This window comes from Shewanella sp. Choline-02u-19 (assembly GCF_002836205.1).
GTDB lineage: Bacteria > Pseudomonadota > Gammaproteobacteria > Enterobacterales > Shewanellaceae > Shewanella.
Genome location: NZ_PJBE01000013.1, coordinates 780311 through 794694, shown reverse-complemented (window position 1 = coordinate 794694; position 14384 = coordinate 780311). Strand labels below are relative to the sequence as shown.

Genomic DNA, 14384 nt, shown 5'->3' with positions numbered 1-14384 from the left:
GCCTTTTTATTACGTTTATTTAGTTAACACACCGCTAAACCTCGGCTTAATCGACTCACTCCCATAGATAACCCTTTCTTAATTTATTTCGCTAAGGTAATGTTTTAAGATGTGTTTAATGCAGTGATTTTTAATAGCACTTTATTTGAATGTCGCTTTAATGGAATCGTTATCATCAATCTCGCCCTTATCAGCCAGCCCACAGCGGCCAATGCACAATTAGCCATCAGTAAGCTCCTCTCGATACTAAAGACTACTACGCCGAAAATTGGTTATATCGCTTCAGCGCCGGATCCACAACGGGAATATTTCAGACAAACCCAACAAATCTACTCAGCCCTTAACGCTGAGATGGATGTTTATTTGGAACTTGAATCCGAGTTTTCCCAGCAAGCACTTGATGCGCTATTAACTTGTGACCTGATCCATCTTTCAGGCGGCGATACCCTGCGATTTTTACTGGCGATAAAACAGCGGCAGCTCATTGCACCTCTCACAAAATTTGCAATGAATGGCGGCGCAATAGTGGGGGTAAGCGCAGGCGCTATGTTGTTAACGCCCTCAATCGACAGCGCAGTACTTTGTGGTGATCACATTACAGCGTCACCAGAAGCACTGAGTGCATTAAACCTCGTTCCTTTCCAATTCGTGCCGCATTTTGAAACCACTCAATTGAGTGATGACTCATTTAACCAACAGCTTAACTCACTCAACCAATCAGTTTACTTGTGTGGTGACAATGACGCACTATTACTGACTGGCAATAAATTAACACTCTATGGCTCACCTCAGCTGGTTAAAAAATAATGTTATACCAACGATTTCTAATCAAGGCTGTTATCCCTGTATCGCATGGGGTAAAATCCCCGCGAATCAAAACACATTAAGGGCAGTAAATGTTTGTTATTCGTTGGGTGCTAGGCCGGATCATTTTGTTTTTTAACTTTATTTTTACTCCAAAAAAGCTCAAGCGTCCTATCGCTGAACAGCAAAAAGTGGATGATGCCACTAAAAGCATGACCATCTACGAGTACAAAGCTTGTCCTTTCTGTGTGAAAGTGCGTCGCTCATTGCGCCGTCAAGGTCTTAACATTGTGACCCTTGATGCGAAGCAAGAACCACATAAAAGCACTTTGCTTACCGAAGGCGGTAAGTTGCAGGTACCTTGCATGAAAGTTGAAGAAGCTGGCCAAGCCACTTGGATGTATGAGTCATCAGAGATCATCGGCTTCTTAGATAAGAAATTTGCTTAAGCAGCAAATTATTGAACACAGCAAAAGGCAGCATTAATATGCTGCCTTTTTTGTCTAAGTAATATGACTTTTTAGCTATAGCTGCTCATCTTTACTTCAAACTGTCTTTCTCATTTTCGCTTATGAAATAGGGCGGATAACCACACCCGGTGGGAGTAGTAGGCATGGCTACCCTAAATTAGTGATTAAAATTTATAATCAACACCCAGCATAACGGCATCAAGCTTATAGGCGTCATGTGATGAAATGCGTGTAGCTTCAAGGCTCACACCAAGGCTATCGGTAATAGAATATCTAACACCGGCACCAAAACTAGCGCTACTCTCAGAACTATTTTTATCATCCAATATCATTCCTGGTAAATTTGCAGAAGTCGCACCTGCTAAACCATATACTGTGAATGACTCACTTACAGGAAGTTGTGCTTTGGCATAAACAGACGTAAAGCTATTCAGTTCGATATCAGAAGAACTTGAATTGACACCACCGTAACGGACTTCAGCACCGAAATAATCATTAAAATCATAACCAGCCTTGATAGAACCTACGTTTGTAGTTGTTGCTTTATCCATGAGCTGGTTACTCTGTTGACCAGAACCTGCATTCGCCCCTAAATAAAAGCCTGTTGCATTCGCTGCCATTGGCGCTACAAGTGATACTGCTAAAGTCGTTGCTAAAGCGATAAGTTTCATGTTTTTCATCGTCATTTCCTAATTAGTAAAGTTATTTTCAATCCAAGGTTCTCCTTGGTTGAGGTAATAATCTCATCGTTTAGAAAATATCATGAGTTAGAATCTATAGAGTAATCGAATACGTTGTCGTTAATAGGAGCAGAGGCACCCACTAATACTATGGGTGATCTATTGAAGTTAAGCGTGGAGATTGGGCGGCTCTGCTCATTAGTCCCATAGGAAAGTGGCAAGTGGGTCATTATGATGCTGGGAGCCTCATTGACCACGGCATTCCTGAACCCATTCACATGAGACGCACAGCTTTTTTGCTCGACTCTTTTTATTAGAAAATGGCCGAGGTGCCACGATGTTGGCCAAGCATAGCTTGATTAAATTCAATAATCCGAACTTGTGCAACTTGTTATACACAGTCCCACTCCGCAAAGTCTCGACTTAATATTTGTGTCTCCGATAGCTTCGACTTATTACTAGGCATAAAGGTGTCTCTAGCCCCTGCACCTAAAGCAGCCTCACGAAATGCTCGAATTTCTACATTTGTATAGCCACCCTCTACAGACTCTAGGAGATGCACAACAGCAATAGGGGCTTGAAGCAAAAAGCGTCGCGGAGCTAGTTCTTTAGCAATACTTTTAAAGCAATCTTCAATTTCCATGAAGTTACCCATAAGGGTCCGAGGATGATTAAGGGCACTACAAGCCCTCGTTATGGATTTACCATCTTCAAGCGAAGTGACAGTAACTTCGCCTTTTTTGACTTGATAATACAAATGACGTTTAATCCAAAACACGAATAGTCCCTCTAAGTGTATAACGGCTGTTAACAGGCAGAATTTAGCGGGCAAAATAGCGACAAAGGAGCAAAACCCAACTGTATTTTGTCCTAATTAGCAGCTTGCTAGTTATTTTATTTAATCAACCCTACTAGCTGACTCTTTGTTAATGAACCACTTTTTCTAATTGTCTCATCGCCATTTCTAAATACTATGACTGTTGGTAAGCCTCTTACTGCGTATAACTTGCTTAGGGTTGAGTTTAATGACACATCGACTTTAACAACGCACACTTTCCCTGCATATTCTTGTGCTAACTTACTAATAGTATTATCCATTAGTAGGCAAGGTCCGCACCACTCAGCCCAAAAATCTACTAACACCGTACCTTGTTGAGAGACTATTTTTTGAAGCTCATCGTCAGAAGTTATATTAATTGGATCTCCTAAAGCTAATTCTTTTTTATTGAGCTTTTTGGATATAGCAGAAATTGGCCATTTACCTATTGCTATAAAATTAGTAATAATCAAGGCTAAAAGAAGCACTATCCAGCCTAATACCTTAACCGGAAATAACAAGGTTGAAGAGTTCTCAATGAAATTCTCTATGCTATTTAGTTTACCTGTTATTTGATTGCCGAGACTCAACTGATATTCCTTATAGTGCTAACGCCGCGTTCACCGGCTAATCCGGTGCAACGCTTTGTAATGTGCTGCTTTGGCAGCCTTATATTTCAAGTCTATTTCACTGGTGTCGGATCAGGGAATTTCCAGCTGCCATCTATAACAGCTTCTTTGGGTTGATACATACGCACGATGTAGTTCCAGCCATCAGTCACTGGAATACAGTTAATGCGACCATCCTCACAACCGCCGAAGTGAACAGTGGCTCCACCATCTTTATTTGGTTTTGCAGTTAAGTTGTTAAGCGAGTTGATGCCCAGCTCGTTTTTTTCCATAAATCCCTTGGCATTGTAAACCGTGATGGAGGCAAACCCGTCAACGGGTACATCTTTAATAGTCAAAGCATAATTAGTTTTACCATCATTTTGTTCAGGAACCACATTGACATAAATGGCATCTTTTTTAGGGTTTCCCCCCCACCCCATTGCCGTTCCCATTAGATGGTGAATTGGGTTAAGTTTTGATTTATCGCCCAGCATTCCTGAAGTATCACTTAACGTAGCGGCTAATACATTAATAGCGTCTCTAACTTTAGTCAGAGACGCTTCATCCCATTCTGGAATATCAAGTGAACCAGCGTTTTCCTGCTTAACCGTTATCTGATCCTGAATCGCATTTGCCAGTTTGATGTCATTTTCATCATTGGCATTAACAAGGGTTCGAAATACGACCGTTAGATAACGTGTACCAATTTCTTTTTGTGTAAAAGTATACGAACCAGCTTTATAAATAGCAGCAGGGATAGAATGGTCCTGGTTAACTAGCATCAATGACTGCCAACGGTCAGTTTTTGGTTTAGTGATCGTGACCGGTGTTGTTAAATCAAAAATCCCAATAGAATAGAGGGTATCTTGATTCATCCGAATAACATCTTGTTTATCTAAGGGTGTCGGCTGACGTATATGGAACATTTTGCCGAATCCGCCAGCAGCTTCGTAGCGCTTCATTGTCATGTCGGTCTCAGCTCGGACAAAATTATCGACAGTCACAGTTTCACTTGCACACACGTTTGTAACTGAGCTAAAAAAACCCGCAGCTAATGTACCAAAAATCCAACTTTTAATTCTCATTGTAATACCTATATTAGTTGTTTTTTAATGTTAACAAACTGAATTAAAATCCCCGTAAAAGCGCGGATAAATTCAGGATGTGGCACATAACATGTGCATAAACGCTTGCGCGTTTATCAGGTTCAGCCAGTCAAAACGTGTATCAATAACCATCTAATTTATAACTGTTTTTAACGTTCATTCCAAATACAGTTTCTGGTAAAACGAGAATAGAGGATTAACTTGCCTCGTATCTGCTGCAAAGCGCGCATGCACGCTTTTAGTGACTTGAATTTACGCTGCTTTTATTTGTACTCAATAGCAACTCGAGCACTGAACCCGCATAATTTTATGCGATATTCGAAAAAACCTAATAATACTGTATAGCACAACATGCCGGCGCCAGCGCGTTTTAGAGAGAAGTGAGTGACCTTTGGGCTTATGTGGTTCCAATGACCAGTGATCAGCGTATGTGCAGATACTCCTGAGGCTTGCTGTAAACTCACCGAAACGTCCCTTTTTCGACGGTTTCAGCCGCAACATAACCGTAATTACCCTCTGTTAATCATCCCTTTCAGCACGATATCGTGGTAACTCACGAGTCCGACAATTTTACCCTGTTCTACCACTGGTGCTTTAGTAATACCGAAGCGATCAAATAAGCGAGCGCAATAGCGAACGTCCATATTACCGTTAACAGCCAGTACCGGTTTTACCATGATTTCGTAGATATTAACCCGTTCAGGCGCCTTATCTTTCGCGAGTACCTTTTTGGCGATATCACTCATCAACACCATGCCATATTCGTCGTCATCGTAGCGCTTATTAACGAACAACACATTCACCTTATGTGATACGGCTTGCTCAATGGCCTCTGCAACGGTTTGTAACCCATCTACCATCGCATAATCTTGGCACATCACATCATGGTTTCTTACTGGGGTTGGTTTATTCATATCTGGTCCTCAATATCATGGCTCAATTGTTGTACTTGGTGCGCAACACCAACGGCATCTTCTACATCAATTTGAATAGCGATGCCTTTTCCGGAGTCGTTATCAAAACCTCCAACTTTATTGACTGTTTCTAGAATTGCTCGGCTAAGGTGCTCTTCCACCAGCAACAACACCACATCGCGCTGAATATCGAGTGACAAGCCCATAAAGGTTTTTTGCTTCTTGAGCCCTTCGCCACGAGCATGATTAATCACAGTAGCACCGGTGGCGCCTTTGCTTCTTGCTGCATCAAGTATGTCGTCGGTACAGGCATCGTCAATAAAGACAATAATGAGTTTAAAGCGCATTATTTCGCTCCTTTTGAGCTCTATTTTTGTATTCAACCAGTTGGGCATAAGCCATCACGCTGATTATCGGAAATAAGCTGGCAAAAGCAATTAAGCCAAAACCATCAATCAGCGGGTTACGACCATCGACGTTGGTCGCTAGCCCTAACCCCAGTGCAGCCACCAGAGGCACGGTAACGGTGGAGGTTGTTACGCCGCCAGAGTCATACGCCAATGGCACAATCATTTTTGGAGCGTAAAAAGTCTGGATCACCACGATAATATAGCCTCCTAAGATATAGTAGTGAATGGGATCGCCAACCACAATTCGAAAGCAACCAAGGCTGATCCCAAAGGCGACACCAATGGCTACGGAGATCCGTAACCCCTGAATACTAATAGTGCCGCCAGAGACTTCATTGGCTTTAATGGCCACCGCAATGAGCGAGGGCTCAGCAATCGTGGTACTAAAACCAATGGCTGCAGCAAAGATATAAACCCAGTAGTAATCTTGCCATGCGTTGATGGTAATAGAGGGGTCGTCGGCATGGATGAACGCGGGTGAGGTCAGTTGTTCTGCCATTGCCTCGCCGATGGGAAATAGCGCCAGTTCTAAACCGACTAAGAAAAAGCTCAAGCCTAGAATAACGTAAACGAAACCCGCGGCGACTTTGCGCCAGTTGGCAATAGGACGTTTTAACACCCCCAGCTGGAAGCCAAATAGAATAATTGCGATGGGCACGACATCACGCGCGGTTAACATCAAGGTGTTAAGTACCTTTAACAGCATCTCCATTACAGCACCACCATTCCGTAAATAAGTACGAATATCATCGGCATTAAACTGGCGAAAGCGATTAAACCGAAGCCATCTAACATCGGGTTGCGCCCTTTAATGACACTGGCTAACCCAACGCCGAGCGCGGTAACTAAGGGCACTGTGATGGTTGAGGTGGTCACGCCGCCAGAATCATAGGCGATGCCAATAATGCTCTCTGGTGCAAATGAGGTCAGCAGCATCACCAAGATATAGCCAGCAATAATAATGTAATGAATTGGCCAGCCTTTTAAAATTCGCACCACGCCTAATAGGATTGCAAGCCCCACCGATAAAGCGACGGTGAGTCTAAGCCCCATAGCATAACTGTCCATTGAAGCTTCACTCTTAACAATGGCGCCTGCCTCTGCGGCAACCTCAGCTGCTTCATTAGCGACCGCGGTTAAGGCGGGTTCGGCCAGTGTGGTACCAAACCCTAGCGAAAATGAGAACACTACCAGCCAAAATACGCTGCCCTTTCTCGCCAATGCTTGCGCTAGAGACTCACCTATCGGAAACAGCCCCATTTCAAGGCCAAACACAAAAAAAGTTAATCCAACAACGATGAAAATAAGACCGATTAGAATAGAGAACAGATTATCTGGCGCTTGATGCAACACAAATATCTCAAAAAAACTGACCACCAAAATGATTGGGATAAGATCTTTAAAGCTATTTAGCATTGCTTTTAACAACTGAAGAATTGAAGCCATACTCACTCCTTTGGGGCTACAACTTCAGTCTGCCAAAACCGTCACAAAGTACAACAAGTGATTAACATTATTGTCAGTATATGTGAGCCAAGTCATGGTGTTAACTACCACGGGGTGGGTTACATCACCACAAAAGTACGCTAGGGGGAGTTTAACGCTGCGCTAACAGATGAGAGTGACTATTATTAGCAATCTTTATTGCGTTCTAACGTACACTCTACTCGCTGAAGGCACCTGTATATGACAAAGATAATAAATCAGGATATGGTGAAATCACTCACACTTATAAAACTAATAGTCAGGGGGAGATTGATGACAATAGCAGGTTTACAACAAGGCGGTTGCCTTTGCGGCGCAATACGATATCAGTTAACGGCAACACCATTTTCCGCTGATTTTTGCCATTGTCGTCAATGCCAAAAGAGCACGGGTTCTGTATTAGGTGCGTGGATGGACTTTAATATCGATGAGGTGAGCTGGTTAGTGGGTTCGGTAACCGAATTTACATCATCAGAGTTTGTAAGGCGGGGTTTTTGTCATCATTGTGGTTCGCAATTAACCTTTAGAGATACTCGTCATCCCAGCTATCTAACATTGTCTATCGTATCACTGGATGAACCAAATGCTGTTCAGCCCAGCTACCATATTCACACTGACAGCCAGCTAAAGTGGTTAGCCTTAAATGACACTTGCGTTAGATACCCTCAATCGAGAAGCTAAACGAGCCCCCCTCACTAAAGGCCGTTATTGCATGCCCAAATACATTTTCCCAGTCGTCAGTGATGATGCATCACACAGCCAATGGTGTTGGTATATAACAAATATAGTGTTGCCTATACACCAACCAAACATCTGTAGAAGTATCACCAACTCTATAAATTGTACCCAGATGTGGACACTGACGTTGATAAACCATCGAGTATTGATTGCAAACGTGACAATTAACACTGCTGACAAGTGTAGTAAGATACACCGTCATCAGTAAATACCGCCTCCAAGCCCTCTAATACAAAAGTAGCCTAATGTAAAAACAGCTAAAGCCCCTGCTAACTTGCTTAAATATACGTTATGCTGACCAATAGAAACCAATTATTAACATAAAAACAATAATGAAAAAATACCCTCTACTGTTAATTTTATTACTTTCAGCCTGCAGCTTTACTAGCGAAATAGTGCCGGAAGAGTTCGCAGGTCAACTCACTGATTCATTTAAAACAGATATCAAAAGTAATGGCTTAAAACTATTCACCTATCGCGCTAAGCTCGTTCAAGATAATAATGCTCAGCAAGCTCCTCTGCCTCATGAACAGCGAGCATCACAAAAGAAACGCGCTAAAAAACGTTATCAAGGACCGGATTTAACGGCCTGGACTCAGAAAATTGAACACGGTCTTGGCCAGACAATTGAGATGACCGGATATTGCAGAGAAGGTTATATCGAGATCAGCCGTTCCATTCAGTATGACCGTGGCAGTATTCGAGGCGAGTGCAAAGAAGGGGCCACTGAGAAGGATATCGCCAGATTTGATTCTTAACACAGCGATAACAAGGGCCTTAAAAGAGACCCTTGTTATCCGTACTATGCCCTTAGCTCATTATCTTTAGCGCTAAAACTCACTTTGCCAAAGTCCTCTAATATTGCGTAACAAGCAGGTACCATAAATAGCACCAGCGCGGTCGAGGCAAAAATACCAAACACCATTGAGATGACTAATGGCTGCAATACTTGCGCCTGAATACTCGTTTCAAGTAGCAGCGGTAACATACCCGCTGCAGTGGTCAGTGACGTAATAAACACGGCTCTAAAGCGCTCCTTACTGGCACTCACTACCGCCTCATGCACAGATTGCCCTTCATCCACATGAAAACGAATATATTGCACTAGTAATATCGAGTCATTAACCACCACTCCGGACAACGCAATAAATCCCATTATCGAAGGCATACTCATGGAAAACCCAAGCAGTAAATGTCCCCAGAAAACACCGATAAGGCCTAACGGTATAACCGCCATCACCACTAACGGCTCAAGGTAGCTCTTAAACTGTAAACTCAAGATAGCAAATACCCCCAATAGCCCCAGAATAAAGCCGGACACCATTGAGTTTCGAGTCGTGGAACTTTCTTTGACTTCACCTTCAAAACTGACCCGCACTCCTGGGTAACGCGTTAATAGCTTGGGTAATAGTTCCTCTTTAAATGCGGTGTTAATTTCTCCCCCATTGGCTAGATGAGTATCCACTTCACCAGTGATCGTCACAAAGCGCATACCGTCTAAACGTGAAATTTTGACGTAATTACGTTGCCAAGTGAAATCTGCCACGGCTGACAGCGGTACCTGTTCGCCAGACGTATTGAGAGTAATAGGAAAGTTAGCCAGGTTTTCAAGTTTTGCAGCGTCGCCTTTATCGAGTTGCACATCTATCTGAATACTCTCTGGACCCACTTGAATGTAATCTGCTGTTTGATGAAAATAAGCGCCCCTCAATTGGCTCGCTAACATCATGCCGTTGACACCAAATGCCTCTGCACCGGGCTTTAAGGTCATTAAGATTTCAGACTTACCAGGACGCATACTGTCCATGACACCCGATACACCGTTAAAACCACTAATGTATTGCTGCACATCAATTGACGCTGATTTAAGCTGCTGCAAATTATCACCTCGCAGACGTATGTCTATTGCGCGGCCCGCGGGTCCCATTTTCGGCTGTTTATACACAATGGCAATGGGATCAGCTAATTCGCCTACGCCTTGCTCCCATTCACGGATAAAGGTGTTTATCCGTGTTTGCCGCACCTCGGCACTGAGCAGGTCGATCTTAACCGTCGCCACATGCGCGCCACTCTCGTTAGCATCACTATTGAAGTTAAACCGCTGCGTAATATGCTTAATTAACGGCTGACCATCTTCATTTTTGCTGTATTTCTCATTCAACACCTGTGCTGCGCTAACAATCTTGGCAACCACGAAGTCTGTTTGCGCTAATGTAGAACCCGGCGGCAAAATTATTCGCGCCTCCACCACATCACCATCAAGCTCAGGAAAGGCAATAAACTTAACCATTCCCCCCGCAGCTAACGATACTGATATCAGCAACAAACTAATAACTGCGCCCATAAAGGCATAGCGCCAAGCAATAACCCACTCCACAGCTGCGACTAAATTGACGGTTCTAAAATGCTCGAACCTGCGGTTAAACTCGGTTTTAAATCGACTGGTTTTACGCTCTTTCCCTTTCGCTGCATGGGCTAAGTGGTTCGGTAAAATCAAGAATGCTTCAACCAAACTCACCGTCAAAATAAGCAAAAGTGTTTGCGGGACCACTCTGAGCACTTTACCCATATCACCTTCCATAAAGGCGATGCTAGAAAAGATAAACACCGTGGTTAAAAATGATGAAACAACCCCCGGCAGTACTCGCTTAACGCCTTGGATCACCGCTTCCGTTTTATCTAACCCCCGTTCGATATGCGATGCCACCGATTCAGCAATAACAATGGCGTCATCCATCATAATGCCGATCGCCATTAAAAAAGCCACCAAGGTCATGATGTTAATCGTCAACCCCACTTGCGCCATAAAGAACAGACTCCCCATAAATGCCACAGGTAAGCCCATTGCGACCCAAAATGAATAGCGAAAGCTGAAAAACAACCACATACATAAAAAGACCAGTAACACCCCTTGCCAACCATTTTTGGTTAGCATGGTAAGACGGTCCCACAGTAAGGAGCTTAAGTCATTAGAGGTACTGATATTAACGCCACTGGGCGTGCGTAGTTTTTCGGCCTCTAAAAAGCCCATCACTTCCTCTTTCAAGCGCAGAGAGTCTTGTGATTTGTTCTTAAACACCGTAAGAATGGCCGCTGGTTCGCCATCAAAACGAACATGATCTTCATCTAACTCAAATCTGTCCGTCAGTTTGGCGACATCTCGTAAGCGCACCACGCCGCCCTCGGCATTAGAACGGATCACGATATTGGCCAGCTTATCCGCTTCAACTTCTCGTTGGTCGAACCTTATCAAGATGTTCTTACTTGCGGTCTCTAACGTCCCACTGGGTAGTTGCACATTTTGCTGTTCAATTTGAGCAGCGACATCGGCAACACTCATGCCTAAGCGCTTGAGTGCATCAAGCGAGATCTCGACTAATAGTTGATGTTGCGAAAAGCCAGCGATCTCAACTTGGCGAATGCTGGTATCAAGCTTTAAACGTCGCTTAAAATCCTCAGCATACGCTTTCAACTCTGGTTTGCTGGTTGATGCCGACAATGCAATATCGATGATCGGCTCATTAAAGTTAAGCTCTTCAACGATGGGGGGTTCTATCTCTGCGGGGAAGTCTTTGATTGATGCTATTTTTGTTTGAACATCAACCAGATTACGGCCTAAATCGGCATTATCATCGAGCTTGATGGTCATCTGCGCAACGCCTTCCAAAGCGTCACATTTAGTTTCAACAATGCTGCCTAGACTGTCGATCGCATCTTCCATGCGTAAACAAAGGTTTTCTTCAACGTCTTGCGGTGATGCGCCTGGTAACACCACTCGTGCACTGATGTAGTTCGGCGAAAATTCAGGGAACGTTTCACGCTTTAACTCAGGTAAGGCCTTTATACCCAAAATAATAAGCGCCAACATCAGTAGATGAGTTGCCGTAGGATGACGAACAAAAAAGGCAATCACAGCGCAGCTTCCTCGTTTGTGTTTGAAACCTCAGCATTGCTGTTATGACTGCGCAGCGCCATTCCGGTTACTGCGGGAATAATATCGGTCAATACCAGCTGCATATTGTCATTAAGATCGCCTTGCACCGCAGCATGTCCTTCTTGACGAAATAACACCTGCACGTCAATTATTTGCAAGCGGTTGTCGCTATCCATTAAATACAACTTGTCCCCATGCAAAGCCCGCTCAGACACCATCCAGTAGTCTTTTGCACTGCCTTTAATACGTGCGCTAACAAACATGCCGTGAACTAACGGCGGTGATTGGCCAATTTTGAGTTCGCGATATTGCTGCTTAACTTGTAAAACCACACTGACGGTGGCCAATGTTGGGTCAACAGTTTCGCCAATACGGCTTATTTTTGCTGGCCATTTAAAGACATAAGCAGCACTTTTAAGGGTGATTTCGGCGGTTAACCCGAGCGTTTCAGCATTGGGTAGCTGCTTATTCAAAGTTGTTGGCTTGTCGACGGTTTTCATTAATGTCATTAGATCGGCGAGCGATAACTGCGCCTCAACTTCCATGATCTCCGTTCCATTGATCCTTGCCAGTACTTGTTGTGGCGAAACAACTTGGTTGTTTTCCACATTAACCTCGGAAACTCGGCCTTCGAATGGCTGGCGAATTTCCGTTTTATCGAGCTGGCTTTGTGATTCATCTTCTCGCGCAACGGCTTGTAATAATTGTGCTTGTAGCACATCAGTTTCGTTTGGCATTAGATTAAGGTTGTTGTTTAAATCTTGGATTTTTTGCTTTTGAACCAGCACATTCTGGCGCTCACCATCGAGTTCAGATTGAGAGATCAAATTTTGCTTTCTTAAGGTCTCTTTACGTTGCAGATCGGATTTGACCAAATCATAGCGATTGGTTTCAATTTCGAGTGACAACTTAAGGTTCTCCAGCTGTAACCCTTTACCGATCAGTTGACCTTCTAATGCTTTTCTATCGGCTTGTGCTTGCGCTAAACGAATTTGATAATCGAGCGGATCTATCGATAATAGCAAAGTCCCTTCGGGGATCATTTTCCCGACGGCTAAATTTGGATGCTTGTAAATAATTTTACCGCCAACTTCAGGCAACAATTGCCATTGCACCTTTGGCGCTACACGGCCAAACGCATCGACTTGAGCGACAACAGAACTTTTGTGCAGGGCAATAACGTCTACCAACTTACTTTGCTCTGACTGCTCCTCTAGAGGAGGATGGCCCTTAAACATAATCACTGAAAATAACGTTACAACACCTACGGCTACAGCTGGGAAAAAGTACCAACGTTTACCCTTAATTATATCCATCAGTCTTGATCTCCAAATAAACCTTTCTCGAGTAACTTAATATTGTGTTTTGCTAATCTTTGATAAAAATCGTCATCTAATTCAAATCCATGCAGCTCGGCCATTGATTGTGGGATCACAAAGGGGAAGATCATTAAGCTCATCATCGACATCTTAACCAACATGGGATCGGTATCACTGCACTTGTGTAACAGCGGCTTCGGCATTGGCGTTAGATTAGCTAATGGCGTGAACAGCTTAAAAATGACTCCTTTGGCTTCATGTGAATGTTCTGAACTCATTAGCCTGAACAGAAAACGGGGGAAATCGGGAGTCTCTGTCATCGTTTGATAAAAATTGTCTAAGATATCTGACATTTTTAGCGGATTATCACCCTGGTTAATCGTTTTACTACGTTGTAACACTGGCGAGATAAATTCGGCAATCATAACTTCAAAGAGGCCAAGCTTATTACCGAAATAGTAGCGGATCATCGCCATATTAACCCCTGCTTCTTCAGCGATTTGGCGAATACTCACTTTGTCATAATCTGAAGCAATAAAGCAGATACGCGCAGCGCGGATAAGGCTGTCGCGTACTTGGGTAGCAGGTTCGCTTTTTTGATCTGTCATGAATGGTCTACTTAGTGTTATTCACTTGAATAATGCTAAGTCTACTTGCTCGATGTTGATATTGCATGATTTATCGTTATTCAAAAACCCTGCTTATGAATAGACATTGGACCCGCTGAGATGAGTCTAAGCAGATTGAAATGGTTTAAGTTATGGCTATAGCAATTTAAAGTTAATTTGATAAAGCGCTTGGATTTCTGGATAGATCTCTCTAATTAAGGTCTTTAACTCTACCAGAGTCATATTTTCCTGCTGGGCATGCAACAAGTTTAAGTCGTCAAACTTAACCCAAGCAACGCTTAGAATGTGTAGCTGACCGTAACAAGTTGCGGTTTCTAAATTGGCCACATTAACGGTTTGGCCAGCTTCAAAGTGAGACTCACTTTTATCTCTTAAAGTGATTGTCTTACGACCTGCCAGAATATCATTCTCAAAACGTTGGAAAAAAGTGATCGTTTGCATTTTATCTCTACTCAAATGTGTCAGTT

General features: G+C 43.3%; 16 protein-coding genes. 4 read left to right on the top strand and 12 right to left on the bottom strand.

What is annotated here, in order from left to right:
* Positions 1-111 precede the first annotated feature (111 nt).
* The gene (locus CXF83_RS10245; protein WP_232775090.1) at positions 112-807 is read left to right on the top strand and encodes a Type 1 glutamine amidotransferase-like domain-containing protein; all 696 of its coding nucleotides are present in this window, start codon (positions 112-114) and stop codon (positions 805-807) included.
* Between the two features lie 89 nt (positions 808-896).
* Positions 897-1253: a glutathione S-transferase N-terminal domain-containing protein gene (locus CXF83_RS10240; RefSeq protein ID WP_101089668.1), complete on the top strand. Its 357-nt coding sequence runs from the start codon at positions 897-899 to the stop codon at positions 1251-1253.
* Positions 1254-1438: 185 nt separating this feature from the next.
* Here CXF83_RS10240 and CXF83_RS10235 read toward each other — a convergent pair whose 3' ends face one another.
* The 8 genes from CXF83_RS10235 to CXF83_RS10200 all read right to left on the bottom strand — a co-directional run bounded on the left by CXF83_RS10235 (position 1439) and on the right by CXF83_RS10200 (position 7258).
* Positions 1439-1954, bottom strand: a complete 516-nt coding sequence (locus tag CXF83_RS10235; RefSeq protein ID WP_157822884.1) for a porin family protein — start codon at positions 1952-1954, stop codon at positions 1439-1441.
* A 391-nt stretch (positions 1955-2345) separates the two neighbouring features.
* Entirely contained in the window at positions 2346-2732 is a 387-nt protein-coding gene (locus tag CXF83_RS10230; protein WP_101089666.1) for a hypothetical protein, read from the bottom strand.
* A 116-nt stretch (positions 2733-2848) separates the two neighbouring features.
* The gene (locus tag CXF83_RS10225) at positions 2849-3361 is read right to left on the bottom strand and encodes a thioredoxin family protein (RefSeq protein ID WP_101089665.1); all 513 of its coding nucleotides are present in this window, start codon (positions 3359-3361) and stop codon (positions 2849-2851) included.
* A gap of 92 nt (positions 3362-3453) precedes the next feature.
* A complete protein-coding gene (locus CXF83_RS10220; RefSeq protein ID WP_101089664.1) occupies positions 3454-4467 on the bottom strand; it encodes a DUF1214 domain-containing protein in 1014 nt (337 codons plus the stop codon).
* A gap of 530 nt (positions 4468-4997) precedes the next feature.
* The gene (locus CXF83_RS10215) at positions 4998-5402 is read right to left on the bottom strand and encodes a CBS domain-containing protein (protein ID WP_101089663.1); all 405 of its coding nucleotides are present in this window, start codon (positions 5400-5402) and stop codon (positions 4998-5000) included.
* The gene (locus tag CXF83_RS10210; RefSeq protein ID WP_101089662.1) at positions 5399-5749 is read right to left on the bottom strand and encodes a P-II family nitrogen regulator; all 351 of its coding nucleotides are present in this window, start codon (positions 5747-5749) and stop codon (positions 5399-5401) included. Before CXF83_RS10210 ends, CXF83_RS10215 begins: the two co-directional genes overlap by 4 nt.
* Positions 5739-6524: a DUF1538 domain-containing protein gene (locus CXF83_RS10205; protein WP_101089661.1), complete on the bottom strand. Its 786-nt coding sequence runs from the start codon at positions 6522-6524 to the stop codon at positions 5739-5741. The genes CXF83_RS10210 and CXF83_RS10205 overlap by 11 nt, the downstream gene beginning before the upstream one ends.
* Complete coding sequence (locus CXF83_RS10200; protein WP_101089660.1) at positions 6524-7258, bottom strand: DUF1538 domain-containing protein; 735 nt, start codon at positions 7256-7258, stop codon at positions 6524-6526. The genes CXF83_RS10205 and CXF83_RS10200 overlap by 1 nt, the downstream gene beginning before the upstream one ends.
* Before the next feature lie 312 nt (positions 7259-7570).
* On the opposite strand from CXF83_RS10200, the gene CXF83_RS10195 reads away from it, so the two are divergent.
* Together CXF83_RS10195 and CXF83_RS10190 are read left to right on the top strand one after the other, a co-directional pair.
* The gene (locus tag CXF83_RS10195; RefSeq protein WP_101089659.1) at positions 7571-7978 is read left to right on the top strand and encodes a GFA family protein; all 408 of its coding nucleotides are present in this window, start codon (positions 7571-7573) and stop codon (positions 7976-7978) included.
* Between the two features lie 389 nt (positions 7979-8367).
* Positions 8368-8793: a hypothetical protein gene (locus CXF83_RS10190; RefSeq protein WP_101089658.1), complete on the top strand. Its 426-nt coding sequence runs from the start codon at positions 8368-8370 to the stop codon at positions 8791-8793.
* Between the two features lie 44 nt (positions 8794-8837).
* Here CXF83_RS10190 and CXF83_RS10185 read toward each other — a convergent pair whose 3' ends face one another.
* From CXF83_RS10185 to yqfB, 4 genes are all read right to left on the bottom strand, one after another.
* Complete coding sequence (locus tag CXF83_RS10185; RefSeq protein WP_101089657.1) at positions 8838-11948, bottom strand: efflux RND transporter permease subunit; 3111 nt, start codon at positions 11946-11948, stop codon at positions 8838-8840.
* Positions 11945-13285, bottom strand: coding sequence for an efflux RND transporter periplasmic adaptor subunit (locus CXF83_RS10180; protein WP_101089656.1), 1341 nt, complete (start codon positions 13283-13285; stop codon positions 11945-11947). Before CXF83_RS10180 ends, CXF83_RS10185 begins: the two co-directional genes overlap by 4 nt.
* Positions 13285-13896 (bottom strand): TetR/AcrR family transcriptional regulator, encoded by a 612-nt coding sequence (locus CXF83_RS10175; RefSeq protein WP_101089655.1) that lies wholly within the window; start codon positions 13894-13896, stop codon positions 13285-13287. The genes CXF83_RS10180 and CXF83_RS10175 overlap by 1 nt, the downstream gene beginning before the upstream one ends.
* A 156-nt stretch (positions 13897-14052) precedes the next feature.
* A complete protein-coding gene (yqfB, locus tag CXF83_RS10170) occupies positions 14053-14358 on the bottom strand; it encodes a N(4)-acetylcytidine aminohydrolase (protein ID WP_101089654.1) in 306 nt (101 codons plus the stop codon).
* Between the last annotated feature and the right edge of the window lie 26 nt (positions 14359-14384).